General features: G+C 64.8%; 25 protein-coding genes. 3 read left to right on the plus strand and 22 right to left on the minus strand.

What is annotated here, in order from left to right; translation table 11 throughout:
- Positions 1-14: 14 nt before the first annotated feature.
- The 10 genes from flgK to flgB all read right to left on the minus strand — a co-directional run bounded on the left by flgK (position 15) and on the right by flgB (position 9,619).
- The gene (flgK, locus tag AB870_RS22460; RefSeq protein WP_047906348.1) at positions 15-2,003 is read right to left on the minus strand and encodes a flagellar hook-associated protein FlgK; all 1,989 of its coding nucleotides are present in this window, start codon (positions 2,001-2,003) and stop codon (positions 15-17) included.
- A 162-nt stretch (positions 2,004-2,165) separates the two neighbouring features.
- On the minus strand, positions 2,166-3,053 hold the full coding sequence (gene flgJ, locus AB870_RS22465; protein WP_047906349.1) for a flagellar assembly peptidoglycan hydrolase FlgJ: 888 nt from the start codon (positions 3,051-3,053) through the stop codon (positions 2,166-2,168).
- 1 nt (position 3,054) lies between these two features.
- A complete protein-coding gene (locus tag AB870_RS22470; RefSeq protein ID WP_157112406.1) occupies positions 3,055-4,254 on the minus strand; it encodes a flagellar basal body P-ring protein FlgI in 1,200 nt (399 codons plus the stop codon).
- Entirely contained in the window at positions 4,254-4,967 is a 714-nt protein-coding gene (locus AB870_RS22475; RefSeq protein WP_047908578.1) for a flagellar basal body L-ring protein FlgH, read from the minus strand. The genes AB870_RS22470 and AB870_RS22475 overlap by 1 nt, the downstream gene beginning before the upstream one ends.
- 55 nt (positions 4,968-5,022) lie before the next feature.
- Positions 5,023-5,805, minus strand: coding sequence for a flagellar basal-body rod protein FlgG (flgG, locus tag AB870_RS22480; RefSeq protein ID WP_047906350.1), 783 nt, complete (start codon positions 5,803-5,805; stop codon positions 5,023-5,025).
- Between the two features lie 66 nt (positions 5,806-5,871).
- Positions 5,872-6,615 (minus strand): flagellar basal body rod protein FlgF, encoded by a 744-nt coding sequence (locus AB870_RS22485; RefSeq protein ID WP_047906351.1) that lies wholly within the window; start codon positions 6,613-6,615, stop codon positions 5,872-5,874.
- 53 nt (positions 6,616-6,668) lie between these two features.
- A complete protein-coding gene (gene flgE, locus AB870_RS22490; protein WP_047906352.1) occupies positions 6,669-7,925 on the minus strand; it encodes a flagellar hook protein FlgE in 1,257 nt (418 codons plus the stop codon).
- 91 nt (positions 7,926-8,016) lie between these two features.
- Positions 8,017-8,745: a flagellar hook assembly protein FlgD gene (gene flgD, locus AB870_RS22495; protein WP_047906353.1), complete on the minus strand. Its 729-nt coding sequence runs from the start codon at positions 8,743-8,745 to the stop codon at positions 8,017-8,019.
- A 23-nt stretch (positions 8,746-8,768) separates the two neighbouring features.
- Complete coding sequence (gene flgC, locus AB870_RS22500) at positions 8,769-9,173, minus strand: flagellar basal body rod protein FlgC (RefSeq protein WP_039394038.1); 405 nt, start codon at positions 9,171-9,173, stop codon at positions 8,769-8,771.
- A 5-nt stretch (positions 9,174-9,178) separates the two neighbouring features.
- Positions 9,179-9,619, minus strand: coding sequence for a flagellar basal body rod protein FlgB (gene flgB / locus AB870_RS22505; protein WP_047908579.1), 441 nt, complete (start codon positions 9,617-9,619; stop codon positions 9,179-9,181).
- 418 nt (positions 9,620-10,037) lie between these two features.
- Here flgB and flgA point away from each other — a divergent pair, with 418 nt between their 5' ends.
- The 3 genes from flgA to AB870_RS22520 all read left to right on the plus strand — a co-directional run bounded on the left by flgA (position 10,038) and on the right by AB870_RS22520 (position 12,012).
- The gene (gene flgA / locus AB870_RS22510) at positions 10,038-11,075 is read left to right on the plus strand and encodes a flagellar basal body P-ring formation chaperone FlgA (protein ID WP_064674893.1); all 1,038 of its coding nucleotides are present in this window, start codon (positions 10,038-10,040) and stop codon (positions 11,073-11,075) included.
- A 125-nt stretch (positions 11,076-11,200) separates the two neighbouring features.
- The gene (gene flgM / locus AB870_RS22515) at positions 11,201-11,557 is read left to right on the plus strand and encodes a flagellar biosynthesis anti-sigma factor FlgM (protein WP_047906354.1); all 357 of its coding nucleotides are present in this window, start codon (positions 11,201-11,203) and stop codon (positions 11,555-11,557) included.
- Positions 11,554-12,012, plus strand: a complete 459-nt coding sequence (locus tag AB870_RS22520) for a flagella synthesis protein FlgN (protein WP_047906355.1) — start codon at positions 11,554-11,556, stop codon at positions 12,010-12,012. Before flgM ends, AB870_RS22520 begins: the two co-directional genes overlap by 4 nt.
- 111 nt (positions 12,013-12,123) lie before the next feature.
- On the opposite strand, the gene AB870_RS22525 is transcribed toward AB870_RS22520, so the two are convergent.
- The 12 genes from AB870_RS22525 to AB870_RS27430 form a co-directional block, all read right to left on the minus strand.
- The gene (locus AB870_RS22525; protein ID WP_047906356.1) at positions 12,124-12,852 is read right to left on the minus strand and encodes an RNA polymerase sigma factor FliA; all 729 of its coding nucleotides are present in this window, start codon (positions 12,850-12,852) and stop codon (positions 12,124-12,126) included.
- Positions 12,853-12,890: 38 nt separating this feature from the next.
- Positions 12,891-13,742 (minus strand): MinD/ParA family ATP-binding protein, encoded by an 852-nt coding sequence (locus AB870_RS22530; RefSeq protein WP_053059496.1) that lies wholly within the window; start codon positions 13,740-13,742, stop codon positions 12,891-12,893.
- A gap of 4 nt (positions 13,743-13,746) precedes the next feature.
- Positions 13,747-15,009, minus strand: a complete 1,263-nt coding sequence (flhF, locus tag AB870_RS22535; protein ID WP_047906357.1) for a flagellar biosynthesis protein FlhF — start codon at positions 15,007-15,009, stop codon at positions 13,747-13,749.
- Positions 15,006-17,111 (minus strand): flagellar biosynthesis protein FlhA, encoded by a 2,106-nt coding sequence (flhA, locus tag AB870_RS22540; RefSeq protein WP_047906358.1) that lies wholly within the window; start codon positions 17,109-17,111, stop codon positions 15,006-15,008. The genes flhF and flhA overlap by 4 nt, the downstream gene beginning before the upstream one ends.
- Before the next feature lie 3 nt (positions 17,112-17,114).
- Positions 17,115-18,266: a flagellar biosynthesis protein FlhB gene (gene flhB, locus AB870_RS22545; protein WP_047906359.1), complete on the minus strand. Its 1,152-nt coding sequence runs from the start codon at positions 18,264-18,266 to the stop codon at positions 17,115-17,117.
- 132 nt (positions 18,267-18,398) lie between these two features.
- Positions 18,399-18,992, minus strand: coding sequence for a protein phosphatase CheZ (gene cheZ / locus AB870_RS22550; protein WP_047908582.1), 594 nt, complete (start codon positions 18,990-18,992; stop codon positions 18,399-18,401).
- A gap of 83 nt (positions 18,993-19,075) precedes the next feature.
- Positions 19,076-19,474: a chemotaxis response regulator CheY gene (gene cheY, locus AB870_RS22555; RefSeq protein ID WP_044457477.1), complete on the minus strand. Its 399-nt coding sequence runs from the start codon at positions 19,472-19,474 to the stop codon at positions 19,076-19,078.
- 132 nt (positions 19,475-19,606) lie between these two features.
- Positions 19,607-20,629 carry a protein-glutamate methylesterase/protein-glutamine glutaminase gene (locus tag AB870_RS22560; protein ID WP_047908583.1) on the minus strand — a complete coding sequence of 341 codons (1,023 nt, stop codon included), beginning with the start codon at positions 20,627-20,629 and terminating at the stop codon, positions 19,607-19,609.
- Positions 20,630-20,682: 53 nt separating this feature from the next.
- Positions 20,683-21,357: a chemoreceptor glutamine deamidase CheD gene (gene cheD, locus AB870_RS22565; protein WP_047906360.1), complete on the minus strand. Its 675-nt coding sequence runs from the start codon at positions 21,355-21,357 to the stop codon at positions 20,683-20,685.
- A gap of 1 nt (position 21,358) precedes the next feature.
- The gene (locus tag AB870_RS22570; protein ID WP_157112407.1) at positions 21,359-22,300 is read right to left on the minus strand and encodes a CheR family methyltransferase; all 942 of its coding nucleotides are present in this window, start codon (positions 22,298-22,300) and stop codon (positions 21,359-21,361) included.
- A 140-nt stretch (positions 22,301-22,440) separates the two neighbouring features.
- Positions 22,441-24,099 (minus strand): methyl-accepting chemotaxis protein, encoded by a 1,659-nt coding sequence (locus AB870_RS22575; protein ID WP_047906361.1) that lies wholly within the window; start codon positions 24,097-24,099, stop codon positions 22,441-22,443.
- 234 nt (positions 24,100-24,333) lie between these two features.
- Positions 24,334-26,112 (minus strand): methyl-accepting chemotaxis protein, encoded by a 1,779-nt coding sequence (locus tag AB870_RS27430; RefSeq protein WP_047906362.1) that lies wholly within the window; start codon positions 26,110-26,112, stop codon positions 24,334-24,336.
- Position 26,113 lies beyond the last annotated feature (1 nt).

Raw genomic sequence — 26,113 nt, forward strand, 5'->3', positions numbered from 1 at the left:
TCGTCTCCTCAGCCTTAGTTGACCATCTGCAAGATCGTGTCGAACAGCTGCGACGCGGTCTGGATGACCTTCGAGTTGGCCTGATAGAGCTGTTGGAACTTGATCAGGTTGGCGGCTTCTTCGTCGAGGCTCACGCCGGAATTGGACTGCTGGGCGGTTTGCGCCTGCTTGAGCAGTGTTTGCTGCGCAGCGCTCGTCGCCTTATAGGTGTTCGTGGTCGAGCCGACGTACGAGACCAGGTTGGCGTACGCGGACGCATACGTGTCCTTGCCGCCGACCTTGGTCTTGTCGTTTTGCAGAGCCGAGAGCGCCAGACCGTTACGGTTGTCCGTCGTGGCGCCGGAGGCGTTCGGCGCGATGGTCAGCGTGTCGCCGTCGGCGGGCGTGCCGCTGATGTTGACGGTCATGCCGCCCATCGTGATCTTCGCGCCGTTCGCGGCGTCGTAAGGCACGGTGTCTCCGGCGGCATACGTGGTCGTCGTGCCATTGACCGTTACCGTCATCGGCGAAGGCGCCACCAGGGTGATCGCCCCGGTCGTGGCGTCCTTGCTGAACGTGAAGTTCACCGGCGAGGTCAGCACGTTCGACAGATAGTTGGCGTCGACCGTGCCCTGATCGGTCTTGAGCGAGCCGGTGTTGGTCGACGGCGTGGACGCCAGAATCGGGGCGGCCAGAGCGATCTTGCCCGGGTCGGTGATGGCCACGCCGATATTGCCCGCGGCATTGCGCGTCGGCTCGATCGTGAAGCTGTCGCCCGCGACGTTGTTGCCGACCGTGACATTGAAGCCGTCGTCGAACGCGTTGCCGCTGCTGTCGGTGAATGCCAACGGCGCGCCTGCGGTGGCGGGCACGGGTGCCGTCCACTTCGCGCCGTCCGACGAACGCGTCATCGTGTAATTCGTGCCGTCGAAGGTGACGTTGTAGTCGCTGGCCGTGACCTTCGAGGCATCGGTGATCGTGGAGTTGAGGACCGCGCCGTTCGAGTTGTTCGTGTTGGCGACGATGGTCGGCTGGGGCACCGTGAAAATGTCGCCTCCGAGCTGACCGTACAGATCCAGACCCAGCCTGTTCTGTGCATTGAAAGTGCCGGCAAGCGACAGGCCGATCTGGCCGAGGGCGTTCTGCGCCTGCGTCAGGGCACCGCTGCGGAACGACAGCAGGCCGGCGAGCGAGCCGCCCGTGATCGACGATTCCGGCACCGGCACCTTGGTGCCGCTGGGCGTAACGTAGGCGATGGTCAATTCCGACGGGTCGTTGGTCGAGGCCACGGTCGTCAATTGATACGCCGAGTTGCCCGTCACGAGCGACTGGCCGTTGCCGACGAACACGTTGTACGAACCGTCGGACGACTTGACCACATTCGTCTGGATGATGGCGTTGAGCTGCGCGATGGCGAGATCGCGCTGGTCGAGCAGGTCGTTTGGTGTCGCACCGCCGCCATTGGCCTGCGCCTGCACGATGGCGTCGTTCAATTGCGCGATCTGCTTGGCGTAGACGTTGATCTGGTCGGTCGACTGGGCGATGCTCGCGTTCGTGCTGCTGCGCAGCGTGGACAGCGTGCCCGAGAGCGACTGGAACATGCTGGCGAGCGTTTGCGCCGAGGACACGACCGTCGCACGCGTGGCCGAGTTGGCCGGGGCCGACACGATGTTCTGCAAGTTCGTGAAGAACTGGCTCATCGTGGCCGACAGACCGGTCGTGGAGCTGCCCAGCGCATTGTTGATCTGCGAGATCTGCTGGTAGTACGTGTCGAGCTGGCTGAACTGGGTCTGCGCCTGATTCGTCTGGTTCGACAGGAACTGGCTGTACACGCGCGATACGTCGTTGACCAGTACACCGGTGCCCAGATACCCCACGCCGGCATACTGGCTGGCGGCCTGGGAATAATCGACGACCTGGCGGTTGTAGCCAGCCGTGCCCGAGTTGGCGACGTTGTTGCCGGTGGTGCTGAGGGCGAACTGGGCGGCGTTCAGCCCGCTCATGCCAATATTGATTAGGCTCATGATCTCGCGGCTTGAGTTGGAGGCGCGCCCCGCGGCAAGAAGTCCGCTCGCGCACCGTTACCGATGTGTTTACGGCAGCGCGGCGCCAAAATTGAGGCCGTCGTTGCGGTTGTTTTCACCCCATCCCCCCGTTGCCGTCACCCGTTCCCGGGTGAAGCGCGCTCAGGTGAAGTGCTTCATGACCTTCATCAGCTTGTTGGCATACTGCGGGTCGGTCGCGTACCCGGCACGTTGCAGATTGTTGGCAAAGCTGGCCGCGTCGTTGGCGCTGGCCACCACCGACGAATAGCGCGGGTTGTTCGAAATCAGCCTGGCGTAGTCGGCAAATGCCTCGTCGTACGAGCCGTAGGCCCGGAACCGGGCCATCACCTTGCGCGGCTGCCCGTTGACGTACTCGGTCGTCGCCACTTCCACGGTCGGACCGGTCCAGCTCTTGCCCGCCTTGATGCCGAATACGTTGTGACTGGTGCTGCCGTCCGCGCGACGGATCTCGCGCTTGCCCCAGCCGGACTCCAGCGCCGCCTGACTCAGCATGAAGCGTGCCGGAATGCCGCTGCCCGCGCTGGCGCTCTGCGCCGCGCTGGCCATGCGCTCGACGAAATCGCCCGCCGCGGCCGGCGCACCATCGGCCACGCCGATAGCGTCCGCCGCGTTGTAGGCGCGCCCGGCAAGCGATTGCTGACGGCCCATGGCTGCCGGCGGCAGCGTGGTGCCGGTCTTGGCGAGCTGCTTGAGCATGAGGTCGGCCAGACCGATGCCCTTGTTCGACGCAAGTTGCTGGGCCAGCTGATCGTCGAGCATGCCGTTGAACATCTTTTCCTGATCGCTGCCGAGCAGGCCGCCGGACATGGTGGCGTCGCGCATGCTCTTGAGCATCATCTGCGTGAAGACGGCCTCGAACTGCCTGGCCGCCTGCTGCGTGGCCTGCGGCGTTTGCTGATGGGCAGCCGCGCGCAGTGCCGTGAGGCCCTGCATTTCGTAGGCTGCGTGTTGCGTCAGATCGGGCAGATGGTTGCCTGCCGCACCGGTCAGGCGGTTGCCGTCGGCCATATCAGATGATCTCCAGATCGGCGCGCAGGGCGCCCGAGGCCTTCATGGCCTGAAGAATCGACATCAGGTCGGCCGGACTCGCCCCCAGCGAGTTCAGCGCCTTGACGACGTCGGCGAGGTTGGCGCCCGCTTTGACCATCTTGAGCGCGTTGTTCTCCTGTTGAACGGAGATCTGCGAATTCGGGGCCACCACCGTCTGACCACCCGAGAACGGCGCCGGCTGGCTCACATTGTTTTGCGTATCGATGACGACCGACAGGTTGCCGTGCGCCACGGCGCACTGCTGGATCGTCACGTTCTGGTTCATCACCACAGAGCCCGTACGGGCGTTGATGACCACACGCGCGGCCGTGTTGTCCGGGCGCACTTCGAGGCTTTCGAGCTGCGCGAGGAACTGCACACGCGAGGCCGGATCGGTCGGCGTGCGCAGCAGAATCACACGGCCGTCGAGCGCCTGCGCCGTGCCGAAGCCGAAGCGGCGGTTCACGGCGTCGACCACCCGCTGTGCGGTCGAGAAGTCGGTGGCGTTCAGTTCCATCTGCACGGTGCCCGGCTGACCGCCCATGGCGGTCGGCACGGCGCGCTCGACGATGGCACCGCCCGGAATCCGGCCCGAGGCCAGCTGGTTGATGGTCACGCTCGATCCGTTGGCCGATGCCCCCGCGCCGCCGATCAGCAGGTTGCCCTGCGCCAGCGCGTAGACCTGCCCGTCCGGGCCCTTGAGCGGGGTCATCAGCAGCGTGCCGCCACGCAGGCTCTTGGCATTGCCCATCGATGACACCACGACGTCGATGGCCTGGCCGGGGCGCGTGAACGCCGGCAGCGTGGCCGTCACCATCACGGCAGCCACGTTCTTCAACTGCATGTTGGTGCCGGGCGCAACGGTGATACCCAGTTGCGAGAGCATGTTGGTCATGCTCTGCACCGTGAACGGCGTCTGAGTCGTCTGGTCGCCCGAGTTGTCGAGACCGGCCACGAGGCCGTAGCCGATCAGCTGGTTGTCGCGCACGCCCTGAATCGACGCCAGCTCCTTCAGACGCTCGGCATGCGCCACGCCAGGCGTGAGCACCACGGCGGCGCCCGCCACGCTCATCGCAGCGGCCACGGCGAACGGGCGGACCGCGCGGCCGATGTGCCGGCGTAGAAAATGAGTCGGGCGAAGGTTACGCGCGCGGCGCGACGGGAACGGCATCATCGACATCAGAATGGCGAAACGTTAAGGAAGAAGCGCTGGAGCCAACCCATGGTTTCGGCTTCGTTGATGTAGCCCTTGCCACGGTATTCGATGCGCGCATCGGCCACCTGCGTCGAGGGCACGGTATTCGCGCCCGAAATCGTTTGCGGGCTGACGATACCCGAAAACTTGATGTACTCCGTGCCCTGGTTGATGGCGATCTGCTTCTCACCGGCGACGGCAAGGTTGCCGTTCGCGAGCACTTCCATCACGGTCACGGTGATCTGCCCGGAGAACACGTTGTTGGCATTGGCCGCGCCCTTGGCGTCGAACTTGTTCGCGCCGCTCGCGTCGAGTGCCTGATTGTTGAGCACCCCGCCGATCACGCCCGGTGTCTGATTCAGCGTCAGATTGCCGCTGCCCGAGCGCGTGGTGTTGGCTGCCGAGTTCTTGCTGGCCGCCGTGTTTTCATTGATGACGATCGTGAGGATGTCGCCGACGTTACGCGGACGACGGTCTTCGAACAGCGGACGATTCGAGTACAACGGGCGGTAGATCGAGCCTTCCGGGTCGGCCGCCACCGGCGGGGGCGGCGGACGCGTGGTCGTCGGCCCGTTCACCACCGGCTCCTGCGGCACGTAGGCGCAGCCCGCGAGACCGGTCGACGCAGCGGCGGCCACGAGCGCCAGAAACTGCGCGAGGCGTGCGCTGCGGTGCGTTTCGGTCTTGCGTGCGGACATATCGACGTTCATTCTCAAGTGCGTAGTACTGAATGCGTGTGCGGCGAGCCGCCCATTACATCTGCGTCAGGCGTTGCAGCATCTGGTCGGATGCCGTCACGGCCTTCGAGTTGATTTCGTATGCGCGCTGCGCGGAGATCATGTTCACGAGCTCTTCCACCACGTTTACGTTCGACGTCTCGACGTAGTTCTGGTTGAGCACGCCCGCGCCGTTGGTTCCCGGCTGCGCAACGTTCGGCGCGCCCGAGGCGGCCGTCTCGGCATACAGGTTCTCACCCAGGCTTTGCAGGCCGGCGTTGTTGATGAACGTGGCGAGCTGGAACGTACCGATCTGCACGTTGGCCACGTTGCCGGGCTGCGTGACCGACACCGTACCGTCGCGCGCGATGGTCAGCGACAGCGCATTGGCCGGGATTGTGATCGCCGGCTGAATCGGGAAGCCCGAGGCGGTCACGAGCTGGCCATTGTTGTCGACCTGGAACGACCCGTCGCGCGTGTAGGCGGTCGTGCCGTCCGGCATGAGCACCTGGAAGAAACCGTCGCCGTTGATGGCCACGTCCTTGGCGTTCGCCGTCGAGGTCAGGTTGCCCTGCGTGAAGATACGCTCGGTGGCGGCCGGACGCACGCCGGTCCCCAGTTGCAGCCCTGAGGGCAGCAGCGTCTGTTGCGACGATTGCGCGCCGGGCTGGCGAATCGTCTGGTACAGCAGATCTTCGAACACCGCGCGGCCCTTCTTGAAGCCATTGGTGCTGGTGTTGGCCAGGTTGTTCGAAATCACGTCCATGTTCGTCTGCTGGGCGTTCATGCCGGTGGCAGCGATGTAGAGCGAACGGATCATTGGATGTTTCTCCCCGTGTACGGTGGCGGTGCGTGCCTCTTGCGAGCGCGGCGCACCCGGCGCCCGTTAGCTGAAGTTCAGCAACTGGTTGGCGGTTTGTTCGTTGGTATCGGCCGTTTGCAGCATCTTCATCTGCATTTCGAAGGCCCGCGACTGCGAAATCATGTTCACGAGGCCGCTCACCGGATTGACGTTGCTGGTCTCGACGGAGCCTGCCACCAACACGACATTCGGATCGGCCTGCACGGGTGCGTTGTTTGCCGGACGGAACAACCCGTCGTCGCCGCGCACGAGATTGCGCTCCGGCGGATTGACCAGCTTCAACTGCCCCATCACGGCAATGGAACTGGGCGGATCGCCCTGTCCCAGCGCCGAAATCGTGCCGTCGGTGCCAATCGTGACCGCAGCGCCCGGCGGCACGGCGGCCGGACCGGCGTCGGTCATGACCTGCAGACCGTGCAGCGTGATCTGTCCATTGGCCGTCATCTCGAGGTTGCCGCCCCGGGTGTAGGCTTCGCGGCCCTGCGCGTCGCGCACGGCCAGCCAGCCTTGTCCCTGAATGGCCACATCGAGCGCACGGCCGGTTTGCTGCATCGCGCCGGGCGTGAAGTCCGTGCCAGGCGTGGATGTCGCGACGAACGTGCGCGTGCCCGTCGAGCCGTCGGCGGCGCGCACCGGCGCCTGCCGGAACGCCGAAAGCTGGGCGCGAAAGCCCGGCGTCGAGACGTTCGCCAAATTGTTGGCGGTGGTCGATTGCTGCTCCATCGCCTGCTTCGCGCCGGTCATGGCGACATAGATCAGACGATCCATCGACGTCCCTCGCGCGAGTTGCCCACGTTACGCATACGCACCGCTCCGTCCGCTTACAGGTTGACCATCGTTTGCATCAATTGGTCTTCCGTCTTGATCGTCTGCGCGTTGGCCTGATAATTGCGCTGCGCGGTAATCATGTGGACCAGTTCGGCCGTCAGGTCGACGTTCGACGCTTCGACGGCGCCTGCCTGAAGCTTGCCGAGGTTCGTGCCGCCTGGCACGCCGACAATCGGAATGCCCGACGCTGCCGACTCCGCCCAGAGGTTGTTGCCCAGCGGGATCAGGCCGTTCACGTTGTTGAAGTTGGCGAGGGCGACCTGGCCGAGCACCATCGACTGGGTGTTCGAGTACGTTCCGACGATGGTGCCGTCAGCATTGAACGTGAAGCCGGTCAGGCGACCCGACGAGTAACCGTCCTGCGTGAGCGTGTTCGGCGTGTAGCTATTGCCGAACTGCGTGGTGCCGCTCAGGTTCAGCGTCAGATTGCCCGAAGCGGCGCCGTTGCCGTAGGCAATCGTCGGCAGCGTGATCGGGCCGGTCACGGCCGCGCCCGTCGAATCCGTCTGCGACACGAGGCTGCCCGACGAGTTGAACGTGAGCGTGCCGATCGGGCCGGTGCCGACTTGCGTCGTGCCGTCGACCGACGCGTACACGGTCCACGTGGCGTTGTTGGTCGTGGGGTCGACGCTGGTCTTCGTGAAGTACAGGTTGACGTCGTGCGAATTGCCCAGCGAGTCGTAGACCTTGAGCGACGTGGCGTTGGTGTACGAATTCGGATCGGTGATCGAGAACGGCGTGGTGTTCACGGCGCTGCGCGAGTCGAGATTGAACTGGCCGGTAATCTTCGTGGTGGCCGTCGGAGCCAGATCGCCCGTCGGGATCTGGAGATCGACCGGCGAGACGCTGTTGATGATGCCGTTCGGGCCGGCCAGATAACCGGTCAGGTGATCGCCGTTCGAGTCGACGATGTAGCCGTCCTTGTCGAGCGAGAACTGGCCGTTACGCGTGTAGGCGATGGTGCCGTTGTTCGAAACTCGGAAGAAGCCGTTACCCGAGATCGCGAGATCGAGCTGACGGTTCGTGACCGTGATGTCGCCCTGCGTGAACTGCTGGGCAATGGCCGCCACGCGCGTACCGATACCGACGGTGTTGTTGCCCGCACCGAACAGCGAGTTCGCGTAGATGTCAGCAAATTGCGCCTGCCCCTGCTTGAAGCCGACCGTGGCCGCGTTGGCAACGTTGTTGCCGATGACGTCCAGGTCCTTGGATGCGGCGTTCAGGCCGCTCAATCCGGTCGAAAAGGCCATGTGTTACTCCTGAGATTCGGTGTCGGCGACGGCTGTCGCGACGAATTCGATTCGAAAACGGAAAACGGGAAAGGCTTGCGTCGTGATGCGGTCAGAGAATTTCGCGCACGTCGGAGAGCTGGATGTTCGAGCCCGTGCCCACGTTGAGCAGCGGCGAGCCGGTCGTGCTGGCCACCACGCTTTGCACTTGAGCGTACGAGAGCAGCGTCGGCGTCACGGTCTTGCCATTGGCCGTTGCCGTCACACTCAGCGTGTACTTGCCGTCGGCCACGTCGACACCCGCGTCGTCCTTGGCGTCCCAGGTCAGGGCCTGTACGCCGGCATCGAGTGCGCCCGCGTTCACGGTGCGAACCACCTTGCCGGTGCTGTCCTTGATCTCGATCTTGACGGTGTCGGCATCGCTCGGCAAATCGAAGCCGAACGGCGTGGCCGTCTTCGTGACGGTGCCGTCGTCGGCCGTGGTGCTGCCCACGCCGATGTTGCTGCCCGGAATCAGCACGCCCTTGCCCACGAGCGCCGCCGCTTGCAGGCTCTGCGTGGAGTTCAGTTGCGAGGTAACGGACGACAGCGTCGTGTTCAGCTGGGTGATGCCCGAGACCGTGCTGATCTGCGCGAGCTGCGAGGTCACCTGCGAGTTGTCCATGGGGTTGAGCGGGTCCTGGTTGTTCATCTGGGCGACGAGCAACTTGAGGAAGCTGTTTTGCAGGTCGTCCGCACTGCCGGCGGACGACTTCGAGCTGCTGCTGTTGGCAGTCCCGTTGATCGAATCGAGGAAGGTCTGCGAAAAGTTCGCAGCGTTCGACGTATTGATGCTGGCCATCTGTCTGGTCTCCGCGCGGCCCCTTACTGGCCGACCGTGAGGGTTTTGAGCATGAGCGTCTTGGCAGTGTTGAGCGCCTCGACGTTGGCTTGGTAAGAGCGGGAAGCGGAGATCATGTTGACCATCTCCTCCACCGGATTCACGTTGGGCATGGTGACGTAGCCCTGTGCGTTCGCTGCCGGGTTCTTCGGGTCGTACACCGTCTTGAGCGGCGACGGGTCTTCGACCACGCCGGCGACCTTCACGCCGCCCACGTCGGTGCCCGTGACCGGGTTGACCTGAAACACGACCTGCTTGGCGCGGTACGGCTGGCCGTCCGGACCGGTCACCGATTCGGCGTTGGCCAGATTGCTGGCGGTCACGTTCATGCGCTGCGACTGCGCAGTCATGGCCGAGCCGGCGACATCGAAGATGCTCATGAGTGGCATGGCGCTTACCCTTGATTCGTGATGGCGGCCAGCATCGTCTTGATCTGGCTGCTCAGGACCGTGAGGCCCGTCTGGTAATGCACGGCGTTATCGGCGAAGTTCACGCGCTCGGCATCGAGTTCGACGGTGTTGCCGTCGACGCTTTGCTGATAGGGCACGCGATAGAGCAGCTCCGGGCCGCCCATGGGCGGTGCCGTGGTCACCGCGCGCGCGGCGATGTGGCGCGAGGAGGTGCGCGAGAGCGACACACTCGACTCGGTGGCGATCTGCTGTTGCGCGCCGCGCTCCACGGCCTGACTCAACGCGTTATTGAAGTCGACGTCGCGCGCCTTGTACCCCGGCGTATCTGCGTTGGCGATGTTCGACGAGATCACTTCCTGGCGATAGGCGCGCATCGATAGCGCCTGCTGGGAAAATCGCAATGCCGCGTCCAGTTTGTCCATGATCTCGTCTCGCCTGATGCTTGCCTTGATGCCGGGTACTTGGGTGATGCTCTTGAATCCGTGCGCCGTGCTCTCGCGGGCCGGCGCCGTTCGGCCGGGTTCGGCCTCGACTGGCGGGCGGTGCGCGGTGTGCAGACGGGATGTCCTGCCGGGTCCGGAAAAAACAGGGACCTTTTGGCATGCTTCGCATCGTATGCGTACGTCCCTGGATTCAATTGGAGGAATAGGAAGGAGATTGACCGCCATTTCGAGCCATGCCCCGTTGCGGGACCTCTCTAGAATGGCTTCCTGACGGCATCGGGCGGGGTTCGCCCCCCAGGCACAGGAAACCTGCCCGGTGCCGTCGGCTTCACAGCTTGAAGCGGGTTGAGTGCCGGATGCCTCATGGTTCGACCAGGCGACGGCCGCAAGGAGAGTGAGCATGGCAGGCAAAACCGGCGACCGTCTCGTCGACGCCCCGCGCACGCACGGCGTGCTGCGGCCAGGCCAGCGCGCGCGCCTTCAATTCCGTCTTCGGACCGGCGTGCGCTCCGGCCTGCTGGCGGCAATGCTTGGCATCGTCGGCTTCGGGCTGTCGGCAGGCGTCGCTTCAGCGGCCCGGGCGGCGACGGCGGCGCCTCAGAATGCCGGCATCGCGACCGATCCCGCCGCTCAGAACCTCGGCAATACGCTTGGCCCCGGCGCCATCGTCATCCCCGGAAACAATGCTGCCGCAGGCGGCGTCGCGTCGAACGTGCCAGGCATCGTCCGGCCGGTGAGCACGACGGCGAATGCTCCCGCGCAGCCCGCACCCGCGCAGGCGGTCACCGCCCCGCAGAATTCGCAGTATCAGAATCCCCAGATCATCCGTCAGACGGCCGAACGTTTCCTGCGCGAGCAGACAACCGGTCTGCCGGGTCAGGTCAATATCACCGTCGGCGAATCCGTCTCCGACCATATGCCTGCCTGCACGGCGCTCGAACCCTTCCTGCCGCCGGGCGCGCGCCTGTGGGGCACAACGAGCGTTGGCGTGCGTTGCGCGGGCGAGCGCCCGTGGACACTCTATCTGCAAGCGCGCGTGAGCATCAACGCGACCTACTTCGTCGCTGCGCGCCAGATCAATCCGGGCGAGACGATTGCACCGAACGATCTGTCGCCGCGGCAGGGCGATCTCACGTTGCTGCCGCGCACCGTCGCGACCGACGCCGGCCAGATCGTCGGCACGGTCGCCGTGAACCGCATTACGTCGGGCCTGCCGATCCGCGCCGATCTGCTGCGCAGCGCGATTGCCGTTCAGCAGGGACAAACCGTGCGCGTGGTCTCGCGTGGATCGGGTTTCGAAGTGAGCACCGAAGGTCAGGTGCTCTCGCGAGCCAGTGCGGGAGACCCCGTGCAGGTGCGCACCCGTGCCGGACAAGTCGTCAGCGGCACGGTAAAGACAGGAAAGAACGGCAACGTCGAAGTCGAAGTTGCACTATAGTGATCGCTCACTATCTTTAAGCATTCTCTGAAATCACCCGGGCACTTGAACTGGTAACAGGATGTTACTTGCCTAAAGTTATGGCGGATAATGCCGTTACACAGGCAGGTTTCTGGGGAAAGCACATGCAAATCGAACCACCCGCCAATCCGTTGACTGGCGTCGGCGCGGGCAAGGCGACGACTGATCGGACGACCACCGGCACTGTGAATGCCGACGCAAGTGCTGCGCCTGCCGCGTCTGCTGCGCGTGCTGCGAATGTCGGCGGCGGCGCGAGCGTGAGTACGAGCGCCCTGTCGTCGGAGATGCGCGCGTTGCAGGAAGCGCTGGCGCAAACGGGTATGGCAGACATCGACGTTGCGAAGGTGGCGGCGATCAAGACGGCGATCGCCAACGGTCAGTTGGCCATCGACACATCCAGGATTGCGGACGGTCTCATTGCGACCGCACGCGATTTGCTCTCTGCTCAATCGAAGTCATGACTACCGAAGCCCTGCTCAACGCCCTGTCTGTCGAGACGACCGCTATCGGTACGTTTTCGGCATTGCTTGGGGAAGAACAGCAGGCATTGGTGAGCGGCACGCTGGACGCGCTGCCGGAACTGACCGAGCGCAAGACACGCGCGGTGGTGGAACTCTCGGCGCTCGGTCGCGAGCGCGACGCGCACTTGCAGGCATTGGGTTTTACGCCGGATGAAGCCGGTGCGACGGCGGCGGCGGCGACCGATGCCCGCATCGCCACGGCCTGGAACGCCTTGCTGGCTGCGGCAGCGCAAGCCAAGCGCGCCAACGATACGAACGGCCTGCTCATCAATACGCGCCTGACTTACACGCAGCAGGCGCTGAACGTCCTTTACGGCCCGGGCAACAACGCTCCCCTCTACGGCCCGGACGGCCGCACCACCCCGCGTTCGAGCGGGGGAAGCGTTACGGCCTGAGGGTCGTCAGGTCATTTCTCGCCCGGGAAAAACGTCGGAGAATCGATGAATTTCGACGGCGCGCCCCAAAGTCCGACCCGGGTCCCGCGCCTTCGATCTGTTGTCATACGGTCAACTCGCCGACGTCCACGCCTTCTCACGCAACGTCGCACGCAGGCGCGATATCGCCTGGCTGTGCAACTGGCACACGCGTGACTCGCTGACTTCGAGCACCGCGCCGATTTCGCGCAGGTTCAGGCCCTGCTCGTAGTACAGGCTCATCAGCAACTTCTCGCGATCCGGCAGGCGGTCGATGGCGTCGACCACGCCGCCACGCAAGCCCTCGTCGAGGAGCATCGTCAACGGGTCCGCGCCCGGGTCCGCGCAGATGCGGTCGATGAACGGCTCTTCATCCGCCGCTTCGAAATCTTCGTAATAGATCAGTTGGCAGCCGTGCACGTCCTGCAACATCTGCTGATATTCGGTCAGCCCGATAGACATCTCGCCCGCAATCTCGCTCTCGGACGGCCCCCGCCCCAGCCGCTGCTCCAGACGCTGCACCGCCTTCTCGATCTCGCGCGCCGTCTTGCGAATGCCGCGCGACGCCCAGTCGAGCTCGCGCAACTCGTCGAGCATCGCCCCGCGAATGCGCTGGCTCGCGTACGTCTCGAACTGCGCGCCCTGCGTCTCCTGATACCGGTTCGCCGCATCGAGCAGCCCCAGCATGCCGGCCTGAATCAGATCTTCCAACTCCACGCTGGCCGGCAGCTTCGCCATCAATTGCAGCGCCAGGCGGCGCACCAACGGCGCGTATTGGGTCAGCGTGTCATTCGTATCGACCTTCCCGCGCGCGGTATACATGTTTCCCCTCCGCTTCCTCTCGACGCGTGCCGTGCCGCTCAGGCCGTGTGCGCGCTCACCGCGCCCACGCCATGCGCCATTTCGCCACCGCGATCGCCGCCGATATCACCGATTCCCGCCGGTCCCGTCTCGCGAATCGCCAACGGCCAGTGCATCACCTGCGCCGCCAATTGGCGATATGCCACCGCTGCCGGTGCCATCGGGAAAGCGTCGACCACCGTGCGCGCCAGATGCCGCGCCCGCAAGACCTGACGATCCGACGGCACATGTCCGGCCAACTCCAGCGACACCGCGAGATAACGGCTCGCCGTCGTGGCCAGATTGCGGCACACCACGCGTGCCTCCATCTCCTCCGCCCGGTTGACCACCACCCGGAACTGCGCCAGCGCATACTCGAAATGCGCCTGCTTGATCCACGAATACGCCCCCGTGATGGACGCCGGCTCACACCCCAGCACGACCAGCACGTCGTGCGCATGCGCCGCGAGCGGACTCAACACGCCGCCCGCGTGCGTGCAATCGACGATCACGACGTCCGGCTCGCCCACCGTCAGCACGGGCAGCGCAAGCCGCGGGTCGATCCGTTCCGGATGGCGGTGCGCCACCGGCACCAGCACCACGTTGTCGCGCGTTTGCACGCGAACCGCGTCGGGCGAGATACGTCCCGCAATCACATCGTGGATGTCGCCGCGCAACGGCAGACCGAGCGCCGGCGCCGCGTGGCCGCTCTCGTCGGCCAGCACCACATCCTGACCGTGATGAGCCAGCGCGCTGGCCAGATTCAACGCAACACTCGTCTGACCGGCTTCAGGCGCACTTCCCACCACAGCGACGATACGCGTGGTGTGGCGCGCCACCAGACGGCGCAGCCCCTCAGCTTGATCGAGCACGAGTTTAACCAAAGCAGGCCTCGCCTGAAGGTTGAGCGGGCGCGAACAGCCCGCTGTAGTGAGGATCGACCCCGCGCACCACGGCCGGCAAATCCTCCTCGGACGGCACGAACGGCGATCCCGTCACCGGCGCGGACAGTGCCGTGTCGATCAGGAACTGCCGGTCCGCCACGTGCAGGTTCTCCGGCACGCGCTGTCCCGTGGAAACGTAGTGCACCGGCAAGCGGTGGCGAATCACCGTATCGAGCACCGACCCGAGATTGGTCGTCTCGTCGAGTTTCGTCAGGATACACCCGGCTAGATCGCCGCCACCTTCGGCGCTGGCGCTGCGGTAAGCGTGCACCACCTCGTTGAGCGTGTCGCCGTGGCTCGTCGCATTGAGCAACAACAGACGTTGCACCGGCGTCTGCGCTCCGCACAGCATCGCCACCTGCTCCGGCACCGTACGGTCCCGCTGGCTCATGCCCACCGTGTCGATCAGCACCATGTGCTTGTTGCGAAGTTCCGTGAGCGCCAGACGCAGATCTGTCGCATCCTTCACCGCATGCACCGTGACGCCGAGAATCTTGCCGTAGATGCGCAACTGCTCGTGGCCGCCGATACGGTAGCTGTCGGTCGTGAGTAGCGCGAGTTTCTCCGCGCCGTGGCGCATCACGCAGCGCGCCGCCAGTTTTGCCGTGGTCGTGGTCTTGCCCACCCCGGTCGGCCCCATGAGCGCATACACGCCGCCACGGTCCATCAATTCATCTTCGTTCGGCATGACAGGCAGGTTGCGCTTGAGCGCATTCTTTACCCAGTCGAGGCCGCCTTCGCGGTCGCTGCCTTCGGGCAGATGTTCAAGCAACGCGCGGCCGAGCTGCGCCGAGAAGCCCGCAGCGAGCAACGTTCGCAGAATCTCGCCCTGCGCCGGCGAGCGCCGCTGTTTGTCGTTCCACACCAGCCCGGCGACCTGCTCTTCGAGCAATCCGCGCATGCTCTGGAGTTCGCCCATCATTGACTGCGCAAAGGCGCTGGTCGCCGAGATGTCGTTGGCGGCGCTCGCCTGATTCGACACCACGGGCACCGGCGCGGCGGGACGCGGACGTGGGCGATGCGTCGGCATGTCGCCGCTGGCCAGGGCGTCAAGATCCTCTTCCGCCAAGGCCACGATTTCGACGCCGTTGGCGACCGAACGGTTGGACAACACGACCGCATCGGGTCCGATTTCCTCGCGAATCTGGCGCAGTGCGTCGCGGCACGTGCCCGCAAAGAATTTCCGAATCTTCACGCTTGACCTCCGATGAGTGCCGTCATTTTCACATTACGGGTATCTGGCACTTCCGCATACGACAAAACCTTGAGCTGCGGCAGGCTGCGGCGCAGGAAGCGCGAGAGCAGCGAACGCAGCGGATGTTGAACCAGCAATACCGCCGGCAGGCCCTGACGCTCCTGTCGCGCCACCGCGGCCTGGGTTTCACGCAGCAATGTGTCCGCGAGGCCCGGCTCGAGGCCGGTGCCGCCGCCGGCCGACAACGCCTGCGTGAGAATTCGTTCGAGATTGGCGTCGAGCCCCACCACTTCCAGATCGCCGTTGCCCGGGAACACGCTCTGCGTGATCGCGCGGCCCAGCGACAGGCGCACCAGCGCGGTGAGATCGTGCGGATCCTGCACGCGCGCGCCATGCTCGGCGATGGTGTCGATGATGGTGCGCATGTCGCGAATCGGCACCTGTTCTTCGAGCAGGTTCTGCAACACCTTTTGCAACGTGGTGAGCGCAATGGTCTTCGGCACCAGATCTTCGATGAGCTTCGGCGCGTCCTTGCCGATACGCTCGATGAGTTGCTGCACTTCCTGACGTCCGAGCAATTCGTGCGCGTGCGCATTGATCAGGTGATTCAGGTGCGTGGCGACCACCGTGCCCGCGTCGACCACGGTGTACCCGTAGGCCTGCGCCTGTTCGCGCTGACCGACGTCGATCCACGTTGCCGGCAAGCCGAAGGCGGGATCGCGTGTCGGTGTGCCTTGCAGCGGCGCGCTCACCTGCCCCGGATCGATGGCAAGCAACTGCCCCGGATAGGCTTCGCCCTCCCCGATGATCACGCCCTTGAGCGTGATCCGATACTGGTTCGGCCTGAGTTCCAGGTTGTCGCGAATGTGCACGACCGGCGCGAGGAAACCAATTTCCTGCGCGAATTTCTTGCGAATGCCCTTGATTCGCTTGAGGAGTTCGCCATCCTGATTGCGGTCGACGAGCGGAATCAGGCGATAGCCGACTTCCAGCCCCAGCGGATCGACCAGCGCCACGTCGTCCCACGAGGCTTCGGCCACTTCGGCGGGCGCGGCGGCGGCCACCGGCGCCGGGCGCGTGGCCTGCACCTTCGCCGCGGCCGCCTTGCGGAACTGCCAGCGGGCCAGCGCGCCGAGCCCCAGCGCGAGCACCAGAAAGGCGAAGTGCGGCATGCCCGGGATCAACCCCATCAGGCCGAGAATCGCCGCGGTAATACCCAGCACCTGCGGGTTGCTGAACAGTTGCGAGACGACTTGCTGGCCAACGTCTTCGTCCGTTGCCACACGCGAGACGACGACACCGGCAGCCGTCGAGATCACCAGCGCCGGGATCTGCGCGACGAGACCGTCGCCGATGGTCAGCAGCGTGTAGTTCTTGGCCGCCATGCCGAGGTCCAGATTGTGCTGGACCACGCCGACGATCAGCCCGCCGACGATGTTGATCAGCATGATCAGCAGGCCTGCAACGGCGTCGCCGCGCACGAACTTCGAGGCGCCGTCCATCGAGCCGTAGAAGTCGGCTTCCTGCGCGATCACGGCCCGGCGCTTGCGCGCCTCCTCTTCGCCGATCAGACCGGCGTTCAGATCGGCGTCGATGGCCATCTGCTTGCCGGGCATGGCGTCGAGCGTGAAACGCGCGCCCACTTCGGCGATACGACCCGCGCCCTTGGTAATCACCATGAAGTTGATGACCACAAGGATGATGAACACCACGATACCGACGGCGTAATTACCGCCCACCAGGAAGTGGCCGAACGCCTCAATCACCTTGCCCGCGGCGTCGGGGCCCGTGTGGCCTTCGAGCAGGACCACCCGGGTGGACGCGACGTTCAGCGACAGGCGCAGCAGCGTGGAGAAAAGCAGCACGCTCGGAAACGCCGCGAAGTCGAGCGGCTTTTGCGTGTACATGCTCACGAGCAGCACCATCACCGCGAGCGCGATGTTGAACGTAAAAAGCAGATCCAGGATGAACGGCGGCAGCGGGAGGATCATCATGCCCAGAATCATGATGATCAGCACCGGCGCGGCGAGCGACTTCAGATTGCCGCCGAGGAGCATCTGCGACGTACGCAACAGCTGATTCGCGCGTGGATTGAGGTTCATTCGTTACACTCGTTTCGGCCCGAGGCGCCGGGGCGCATCGAGTTCGGCCGGCACCGGCAGATCCGACGGCATCCTTGGTTCGATGCCTCCCTCGGTGCGCCAGCGGCGAAGCTGGAAGACCCACGCCAGCACTTCCGCCACGGCCGTGTACAACGTGGCCGGGATTTCGTGACCGATTTCCACGTGACGGTGCAGCGCGCGCGCGAGCGGCGGGGCTTCGAGGATCGGGATGCGATGTTCCGCCCCCATCTCGCGGATACGCTGCGCGACCAGGTCGGTGCCCTTGGCGAGCACACGCGGCGCGCGCATGGTGTCCTTGTATTCGAGAGCGACGGCGAAGTGCGTCGGGTTCGTCACGATCACATCGGCCTTGGGCACGTCCTGCATCATGCGCCGGCGCGCCGCCTGGCGCTGCAATTGACGAATATGCGCCTTGACGTGGGGATCGCCTTCGGTTTCCTTGTTTTCCTGACGCACTTCCTCTTTGGTCATGCGCAGCTTCTTGTAGTGCTGCCAGATCTGATACGGCACATCGATGGCCGCGACGAGCAGCAACGACGCCACGATGAACGCGCAGCACACCACGATCATCTCGCCCACATAGGGAAGTGCCGCGCGCGGGGGCTGGGTCATCAGGCCCATCACTGCGTCTTTGTCGCGTGCGATCGCCCAGTACGCCACCGCCCCCACGAGCACGGTCTTGGCAACGGCCTTGACCAGCTCGATCAGCCCCTGCGTGGAGAACATGCGCCCCAGCCCCTTGAGCGGGTTGAGGCGGCCGAAGTTGGGAGCGAGCGACTTGGTCGTGAAAAGCCAGCCGCCGAGTGCCATCGGTGCGACGATTGCCGCGAGCACCAGCACGCCGAACAGCGGTGCGATGACCATGAGGGCGTCAGCCCCCGAGTGGGCGGCGTACGAGAGCATGCGGCGCGGGTCCATCGCGGTGCCCGGCTCGAATTGCATGCCATGACGCATCAACTGGGCGAACCCTTGCGAGATACGGTCGGCCGTCATCCACATGCCGGCGACACCGGCGGCCAGCAAGGCGAACGTCGAAAGCTCGCGCGAACGCGCGACCTGACCCTCCTCGCGCGCCTTCTCGAGGCGCCGGGGGGTCGGTGATTCCGACTTTTCGAGATCGCTTTCCTCAGCCATGCCCTATCCACTGCGGGCGGACGAACCCACCCTATCGCGACCGATTATGGCCGTAACCGTCAAGTCACAAAGGGGGGAATAGAGGTGGGATTGGGCGGTATTTCGTGACAGCGTCCGCGTGAGGGCCGTGGGTCAGAATCCGAGGCTGGCGAGCAGATCGTCGACCTGCCCCTGATCGGCGACGATGTCGCTGCGGCCTTCTTTCTTGATCTGCGGTCCGTTGAGCAGCGAGTCTTCGGCTTCCTTGCGCTTCTCCGGCGGCATGTTCTCCAGCAGCGTCTGGAGCAGATGCTTCTCGATTTCCTGCACCACGTCCATGATCTTCTTGATGACCTGCCCGGTCAGATCCTGGAAGTCCTGCGCCATCATGATTTCCATCAGATGGTTGTTGGTCGCACGGGTGTCGTCCGGTACGCGGCGCAGGTAAGTGCGGGTCTCGGTGACGAGCTGACGCGCGTCTTCGAGTTCGAGCGGCTGGTCGAACCATTTGGCCCAGCGCTGATCGAGCGCATTGGCGTCCGCTTCGAGGCGGTCCTGAATGGGCTTAGCCAGTTCGATGGCTGTCAGCGCCCGCACCGCCGCCTGTTCGGTCATGGTGGCGACGTAGTTCAGGCGGTCGCGCGCATCCGGGATGGCCGTGGCAGCCTGCTCCAGTTGCTTGTCCAGACCGAGTTCGCGCAGGTTGTCGCGCAGCATGCGGGTCAACTGCCCGATGCGCATGAGCATGCGCTCTGCCGGGTCCGCCTCACCGGTCACGTAAGCGCCGTCGGGCTCGCCCGGCCATTCAGTGCTCGACTCGTGGGTCACGTTCAGGCCCCCGTTTTTTCCATTTTCTCGAAGATCTTGCCCAGCTTCTCATCGAGGGTCGCCGCCGTGAACGGCTTGACCACATACCCGCTCGCACCGGCCTGGGCGGCAGCGATGATGTTTTCCTTCTTGGCTTCGGCCGTCACCATCAGCACCGGCAGGTGCTTCAGGTTCGGATCGGCGCGAATTTGCTGGAGCATCGTCAGGCCGTCCATGTTCGGCATGTTCCAGTCCGACACCACGAACTCGAAGCTGCCGCCACGCAGCTTGGCGAGCGCCGCCGCTCCGTCTTCCGCTTCGTCGACATTCGAGAAACCTAGCTCCTTGAGCAGGTTTCGCACAATGCGTCGCATCGTCGGAAAGTCGTCGACGACGAGGAATTTCATGTTCTTGTCAACCATCATCACTCCAATTCTGCCGGTCCCCCGCAGGGGGCCGGCGCTATTCAGGGGCAACTTCCGCCGTCACTCAGTGCCCTGAGTGTGGACGCAAATCGTTGCGGACCATACGGCGAAAAAACGCCAAAAACCGAACTATACCCGTTGCGTGCGTTCGCCGAATTTCGCGACCTGATGAAGCACTTTTCGGGCCATCTCATGCAACGGCACCACTTCTTCCGCGCCGCCCATCGCTATGGCCTCGCGCGGCATGCCGAACACGATGCAGCTCGCCTCGTCCTGGGCAAACGTGTGGGCTCCGGCACGGCGCATCTCCACGAGACCCGCCGCGCCGTCGCGCCCCATGCCCGTCAGGATCACACCGATGGCGTTACGCCCGGCATGGACGGCAGCGGAGCGAAACAATACATCGACAGACGGCCGATGTCGATTCACCGGCGGCGCTGGATCGAGCACCGCCACGTAGTTCGCGCCGCTGCGCGAGAGTTGCAGGTGAGTGTCACCCCCCGGCGCGATGTACGCGTGGCCCGGCAATACCCGTTCGCCGTGCTCGGCTTCCTTGACCGTAATGCGGCAAAGCCCGTTCAGGCGTTGCGCGAACGACTTCGTGAAGCCCGCCGGCATATGCTGCGTGATGAGGATCGCCGGGGCGTCCGGGGGCATCGGCACAAGCACTTCGCGAATCGCTTCCGTCCCCCCCGTGGACGCGCCGATGATAATCAGCTTTTCCGTCGAGACGAGCGGATTGCGCAACATCGGCGCCGCTTCCACCGGCGCCGGTACGGCGCTCTTCGGCGGGGCGCTGCGCACCCGCGCACGCGCGGCCGCACGAATCTTGTCGGCGATCATCTCGCCGTATTCGAGCATGCCGTCCCGAATGCCCAGGCGCGGCTTCGTCACGAAGTCGACGGCGCCGAGCTCCAGTGCGCGCATCGTCACTTCCGAGCCGCGTTCGGTCAGCGAGGACACCATGAGCACCGGCATCGGACGCAGGCGCATGAGCTTCTCGAGAAAGTCCAGCCCGTCCATGCGCGGCATTTCGACGTCCAGAGTGAGCACGTCGGGGTTATGTTGCTTGATCAGGTCGCGCGCCACGAGCGGGTCGGGTGCGGTCGCCACTACGGTCATGTCCGGATGTGCATTGATGATCTCGGTCATCAGGCTGCGCACGAGTGCGGAATCGTCCACGCACAGGACTTTGATTGGTTCGCTCAAGCCTCCTCCATTTTTCGGTTGTCAGGCCCCGGCCGAGGCTTGGCATTTCTGGCCGATGGCGCAAAGAGTTCTACGGAGCCCCGTACTTCGCGTGCACGCAAACGCTGCGCGTACGCCTGTTCGCGCTGGACAATGGCCGGATCGCCCCGGTCGCCCAGCTTCTTGACCATCACCCGTCCGGTGCGCGGCAAAAAGCACACCTTGCGCGGATGCGGTCCGAGCAGATCCTGCGCGGTCACGCGAATCTGCTCCATCTCGAGATAACGCAACACGAAGTTCGCATTGCGATCGCCGATATTCAATGTCGTCATGCCCGCGAGCACCGCGCCGCCGCCGAAGACCTTCGCCTCCAGACGCTCACGCCGCGCACCGAGCTTGATGAGCTCGTTGATGAGCATTTCCATCGCATACGCGCCATAGCGCATGGACGCGGAGAGTATACGGTCTCGCTCGCTCTCGCCATCGTCGGGCAGCATGAAATGATTCATGCCGCCGATGCCCGTCACGGTGTCGCGCACACACGCGGCGACGCACGAGCCGAGCACCGTCACGAGCATGATGTCTTCGGTCGTGACGAAATACTCCGACGGCAGCAGCTTCACCGCCTGGGTATTGAACGCGTTGTCGAAGTAGTGGTTGGTCGCCAGCGCTTCGGCCAGTGGCTGTGCCATGTCAGGCTCCCCGTGCACCGGCACCGGCCAGTTCGTATACCGTCTGTCCACGCAGACGGAACGCCCGGCTCACGTAAGTGAAATTCTCCGAATGTCCCGCGAAGAGCAGTCCGTCCGGCTTGAGCAACGGAACGAAGCGCTCCAGAATGCGCGCCTGCGTCGCCTTGTCGAAGTAGATCATCACGTTGCGGCAGAAAATGACGTCGAACGGCCCCCCGATCTGCCACGACGGCGCGAGCAGGTTCAGCGGCTCGAACGTCACCAGTTGCTGCAACTCGGGACGCACCTTGATCTTCCCGGCATTCGCGCCCGTGCCGCGCAGAAAGTGCTTGCGAAGTTGTTCCTGCGTGAGCTTGCCGGTCTGCTCGCCGTTGTAGACGGCGGCCGAGGCGCGCGCGAGCACCTGCGTGTCGACGTCGGTCGCCAGCACGCTCGCATTGGGGCGTGAGCCGAGCGTGTCGACCAGCGTCATCGCAATCGAATAGGGTTCCTCGCCGGTCGATGCCGCGCAGCACCACACCGAAATCGGCCTGGCGCGATTACGCACGAAATCGGCGAGCAGGGGGAAATGGTGCGACTCGCGAAAGAACGACGTGAGGTTCGTCGTCAGTGCGTTGGTGAACGACTCCCACTCGCTGTCACCGGTATCGGCTTCGAGCATGTCGAGGTATTCGGTGAAACTCGTCATGCCCAGCGCACGAAGACGTCGCGCAATGCGGCTGTACACCATCTCGCGCTTGTGTTCGGCCAGCGCGATCCCGGCGCGTTGATAGATCAGGTTGCGAATACGGCCGAAGTCGGCCAGCGAGAAGGCAAAGTCGCGCTCGCCCGACAGGGCGGCTCCGCTTGCGCGCGCGAAATCCGCGCTGCGCGAGCCAGCGTCGCCGTCGGAGCCGGCGGCTCCGCGACGCGTCAGATGCGAGGTGTTGCGCGAATCATTCATGGTGTCTCACTTTGTCACGGCGCGGATTGCCCGCCGATCCCCATTTCCACGACTAAACTGCCCACGTCTTAACTGCCAGACCTGCTTTCCGCCCGCGATCCACCCGTTCGAATTCGCCTTGCGCGTGTGTGCCGCACCCGTCATGCAGCACGAGCCAGCGGCGGCGTGCGCTCGCGGCCCATCGCCCCTGGCGCACCGGGCGCCCCCGCTGCGCCGAGCGCGTGCGAGCCACCCGCGGCGCCTGCGCCGCCCGTCTGGAACACCGCCACCGCTGCACGCAATTCGTGCGCCTGCGATTCCAGTGCCCCGGCCGCCGCCGCGGCTTGTTCCACCAGCGCGGCGTTCTGCTGCGTGACTTCGTCCATTTGCGTGACGGCGCGATTGACCTGTTCGATGCCGCTCGACTGCTCGGCAGACGCCGCCGAGATCTCGCCCATGATGTCCGTCACCCGCTTTACCGCCTGCACGATCTCGCCCATCGTCTGACGCTGACGTGCCACGAGCGCCGTGCCGTCCTGCACGCGCCGCGACGAGTCTTCGATCAGCGCCTTGATTTCCTTCGCGGCCGCCGCACTGCGCTGCGCCAGTGTACGCACTTCACCGGCAACAACAGCGAAACCACGGCCCTGTTCGCCGGCGCGTGCCGCTTCCACCGCGGCATTGAGCGCGAGAATGTTGGTCTGGAATGCGATACCGTCGATGACGCCGATGATGTCGACGATCTTGTTCGAACTGGCCGAAATGCCGTCCATCGTCGCGCCCACCTGCCCCGAGACTTCACCGCCACGCGAGGCGATCTCGGAGGCGTTCACGGCCAGTTGGCTGGCCTGGCGGGCGTTGTCGGCGTTCTGACGAACGGTGGCGGTCAGTTGCTCCATCGACGACGCGGTTTCTTCGAGAGACGCGGCCTGTTGTTCGGTGCGCGCCGACAGGTCGGTATTGCCGGCCGCAATTTCGTGCGCGGCTGTCGTGATCGACTCGGTGCCCTGACGAATCTGGGAGATGGTTCCGGCGAGCGTGTGCTGCATGCGCTGCATGGCGTAGAGCAGGCTATGAGTGTCGCCCTGCGCCACGTTCACGTGGCTGTGCAGATCGCCGCCGGCGATACGATGCGCAATCTCCGAGGCGTACTCGGGCTCGCCGCCCAGGCTGCGATGCACGGCGCGGATGATGACGAGCATCGCCGCAGTCACGATGCCGCCGATGAGCAGCAGGGCAATGCCGAAGCGCACGAGCGTGGCGTAGAAGGCGTCGTCGACGTCCTGCACATAGACGCCGCTCATCATGCCCCAGTCCCACGGGGCGAAGTACTTCACGTATGAGACCTTGGCCAGACGCTTGTCGCTGCCCGCGACGCGGCCGAAGTAATCGACGAAGCCCGCGCCCTTGTCCCTGGCGACGCGCGCCATCTCGACGAAGAGCAGCTTGCCGTTCGTGTCCTTGTAGGTGGAAACATCCTTGTTCACGAGATCGGCGAGCGTCGGATGCATGAGCACGGTCGGCTTCGTGTCGAAAATCACCACGTAGCCGTTGCCGCCCTCGCCATAGCGCATCGTTTTGAGCCGGGCCATGGCCTGCTGCCTGGCTTCCTCCACCGGGATCTTGCCGGCAGCCGCCTGCGCGGCGTAATCGCGCACGATGCCATCGGCGCTCGTAACGACGTTCTCCACTGCCGCACGCCGCTCCGACATCATCGTGCCGCGCTCATGCCAGGCAGCCCAGCCGCCGAGAATCAAAAGCCCCAGCCACATCAGCGCGAGCGCCGACCAGAGTTTTGCCTTGAGACTCAACTGCATCATGACGTGGGCCCTCCACCACCTGCCGCGCGCGGCGCTGCCCCGGGAGGCGGCGGGCGCGACGGCTTTTGTCTTGCCGATTGTTGCGACTTGCCGACACGCGCCCCTGAACTCCCGACGACCCTGCTTTCGTGGGGAAAGGCGCGTGCACCGTTCCTATAAGTTGATGCCGTGCTGCCATTGCGGTTGCGGCGGTCGTGCCGACGTCGCAACCTACGTGTCATGCCTCATGCGCGATCAAAACGTTTCCCAATCGCCGTTGGCGTCGTCGGTGCCGGTACGCGAAGCGGCCGGTGCCGCGGCTGCCGGTGCGGGTCGACGCGGCTGGGCCGACGGCGCCGGTGCCGGGGTCGCCTTCGGAGCGGCGGCGGGTGCCGGCGCGGCCGGCGCAACGGCCTTCTTCGCCGCAGCCGGACGGGCCGCGGGCAGCGCCGCCAGCGCGGGGGCCGCATGGCCCGCTGCGACCTGGCTGGCGTCCACGCGGAACACGGAAACGGTCGATTTCAGACGGTTGGCCTGCTCTTCGAGCGAGCCGGCCGCAGCCGCCGCTTCTTCCACGAGCGCCGCGTTCTGCTGCGTGACTTCGTCCATCTGCGTGATGGCGCGGTTGACCTGCTCGATGCCGCTCGACTGCTCGGCGGACGCCGCCGAGATCTCGCCCATGATGTCCGTCACCCGCTTCACCGCCTGCACGATCTCGTTCATCGTGTGGCCCTGCTGGGCGACCAGCGCCGTGCCGTCCTGCACCCGCCGCGAGGAGTCTTCGATCAGCGCCTTGATTTCCTTCGCGGCGGCCGCACTGCGCTGCGCCAGCGTACGCACTTCACCGGCAACCACGGCGAAGCCGCGGCCCTGCTCACCCGCGCGGGCGGCTTCCACCGCGGCGTTCAGGGCGAGAATGTTGGTCTGGAAGGCAATCCCGTCGATCACGCTGATGATGTCGACGATCTTGTTCGAACTGGCCGAAATGCCGTCCATCGTTTCGCCGACCTGACCGGACACCTGACCGCCACGCGTTGCGATTTCCGAGGCGTTCACGGCGAGCTGGCTCGCCTGACGGGCGTTGTCGGCGTTCTGACGAACGGTGGCCGTCAGTTGCTCCATCGACGATGCGGTTTCTTCCAGCGAAGCGGCTTGCTGTTCCGTTCGTGCCGACAGATCGGTATTGCCCGCGGCAATCTGCTGCGCGGCCGACGTGATCGACTCGGTGCCCGAGCGCACTTCGGCGACGGTGCGCACCAGGCTGTCCTGCATGTGCTTCACGCCCTTGAACAGACGCCCGGTCTCAGTGTCGTTCCACACCTCGATGCGTGCCGTGAGGTCGCCGCCGGCGATCTTCTCGAAGTGCTTGATGGCGTCGTCGATGGGGCCGACGATGGCACGCGTGAGCGTGATCTGCGTGACGATGCCCACGAGCAGGCCGACCGCCAGACCGATGCCGACCATCCACATCACCATCGTGTAGCGCGCCTGGGCTGCTGCGTAGCGCTCTTCGGCGTTCTTCACCTGCAAGTCGGCCAGCGCCGTCATCGCCTTCGTGTAGTCGCCGAACAGTCGCGGCACGTCCATCACGGTCTTGGCATGGAAGTCGGGAATGTCGCCCGATTCGATGGCTTTGAGCGCTGGCAGGATGCCGTCGTTCGAGACTTTGGCGCGTGCGGCGATCACCGCATCGGCCAGCACCTTCTCGCTGTCGTTCATCGGCAGCGCGGCGTAGGCGGCCCACGAGTCGTCAGCCTTCTTCAGGTTGTTGCGAACGCTTTCGATGGCCGATTTGATTTCGGTCGGGTCGGCGATGAACTCGATACGCGACAGGGTCACGCGCGCGCCCTGCGTCGAAATCGTGGTCTGGGCGAGCGCTCGCGCCGACGCCATGTCGTTGCTGTAAATTTCCTGCAACGACGCATTGCTCTGGCGCAACGAGATGAGACCCACCGCAGCGCCGACAACCAGCAGCACCATGAAGAGTCCAAGCGCCAGCGTGAGCCGTGCCCGGATGGTGACATTCTTGAACATA

It is taken from the genome of Pandoraea faecigallinarum (assembly GCF_001029105.3).
In the GTDB taxonomy this organism is placed as follows: Bacteria; Pseudomonadota; Gammaproteobacteria; order Burkholderiales; family Burkholderiaceae; genus Pandoraea; species Pandoraea faecigallinarum.

Coding starts and splice junctions, on each gene's coding strand:
- flgK (WP_047906348.1), bottom strand. CDS start 2,003: ATGAGCCTAATCAATATTGGCATGAGCGGGCTGAACGCCGCCCAGTTC.
- cheD (WP_047906360.1), bottom strand. CDS start 21,357: ATGGCACAGCCACTGGCCGAAGCGCTGGCGACCAACCACTACTTCGAC.
- AB870_RS22485 (WP_047906351.1), bottom strand. CDS start 6,615: ATGGATCGTCTGATCTATGTCGCCATGACCGGCGCGAAGCAGGCGATG.
- AB870_RS22470 (WP_157112406.1), bottom strand. CDS start 4,254: ATGTCGATGATGCCGTTCCCGTCGCGCCGCGCGCGTAACCTTCGCCCG.
- flgM (WP_047906354.1), top strand. CDS start 11,201: ATGCAAATCGAACCACCCGCCAATCCGTTGACTGGCGTCGGCGCGGGC.
- flgA (WP_064674893.1), top strand. CDS start 10,038: ATGGCAGGCAAAACCGGCGACCGTCTCGTCGACGCCCCGCGCACGCAC.
- flgC (WP_039394038.1), bottom strand. CDS start 9,173: ATGCCACTCATGAGCATCTTCGATGTCGCCGGCTCGGCCATGACTGCG.
- flgG (WP_047906350.1), bottom strand. CDS start 5,805: ATGATCCGTTCGCTCTACATCGCTGCCACCGGCATGAACGCCCAGCAG.
- AB870_RS22520 (WP_047906355.1), top strand. CDS start 11,554: ATGACTACCGAAGCCCTGCTCAACGCCCTGTCTGTCGAGACGACCGCT.
- AB870_RS22475 (WP_047908578.1), bottom strand. CDS start 4,967: ATGTCCGCACGCAAGACCGAAACGCACCGCAGCGCACGCCTCGCGCAG.
- flgJ (WP_047906349.1), bottom strand. CDS start 3,053: ATGGCCGACGGCAACCGCCTGACCGGTGCGGCAGGCAACCATCTGCCC.
- flgE (WP_047906352.1), bottom strand. CDS start 7,925: ATGGCCTTTTCGACCGGATTGAGCGGCCTGAACGCCGCATCCAAGGAC.
- cheZ (WP_047908582.1), bottom strand. CDS start 18,992: ATGCTCATGCGCATCGGGCAGTTGACCCGCATGCTGCGCGACAACCTG.
- AB870_RS22570 (WP_157112407.1), bottom strand. CDS start 22,300: ATGAATGATTCGCGCAACACCTCGCATCTGACGCGTCGCGGAGCCGCC.
- AB870_RS22560 (WP_047908583.1), bottom strand. CDS start 20,629: ATGACCGAGATCATCAATGCACATCCGGACATGACCGTAGTGGCGACC.
- AB870_RS22575 (WP_047906361.1), bottom strand. CDS start 24,099: ATGATGCAGTTGAGTCTCAAGGCAAAACTCTGGTCGGCGCTCGCGCTG.
- cheY (WP_044457477.1), bottom strand. CDS start 19,474: ATGGTTGACAAGAACATGAAATTCCTCGTCGTCGACGACTTTCCGACG.
- AB870_RS22525 (WP_047906356.1), bottom strand. CDS start 12,852: ATGTATACCGCGCGCGGGAAGGTCGATACGAATGACACGCTGACCCAA.
- flhA (WP_047906358.1), bottom strand. CDS start 17,111: ATGAACCTCAATCCACGCGCGAATCAGCTGTTGCGTACGTCGCAGATG.
- flhB (WP_047906359.1), bottom strand. CDS start 18,266: ATGGCTGAGGAAAGCGATCTCGAAAAGTCGGAATCACCGACCCCCCGG.
- AB870_RS27430 (WP_047906362.1), bottom strand. CDS start 26,112: ATGTTCAAGAATGTCACCATCCGGGCACGGCTCACGCTGGCGCTTGGA.
- flgD (WP_047906353.1), bottom strand. CDS start 8,745: ATGGCCAGCATCAATACGTCGAACGCTGCGAACTTTTCGCAGACCTTC.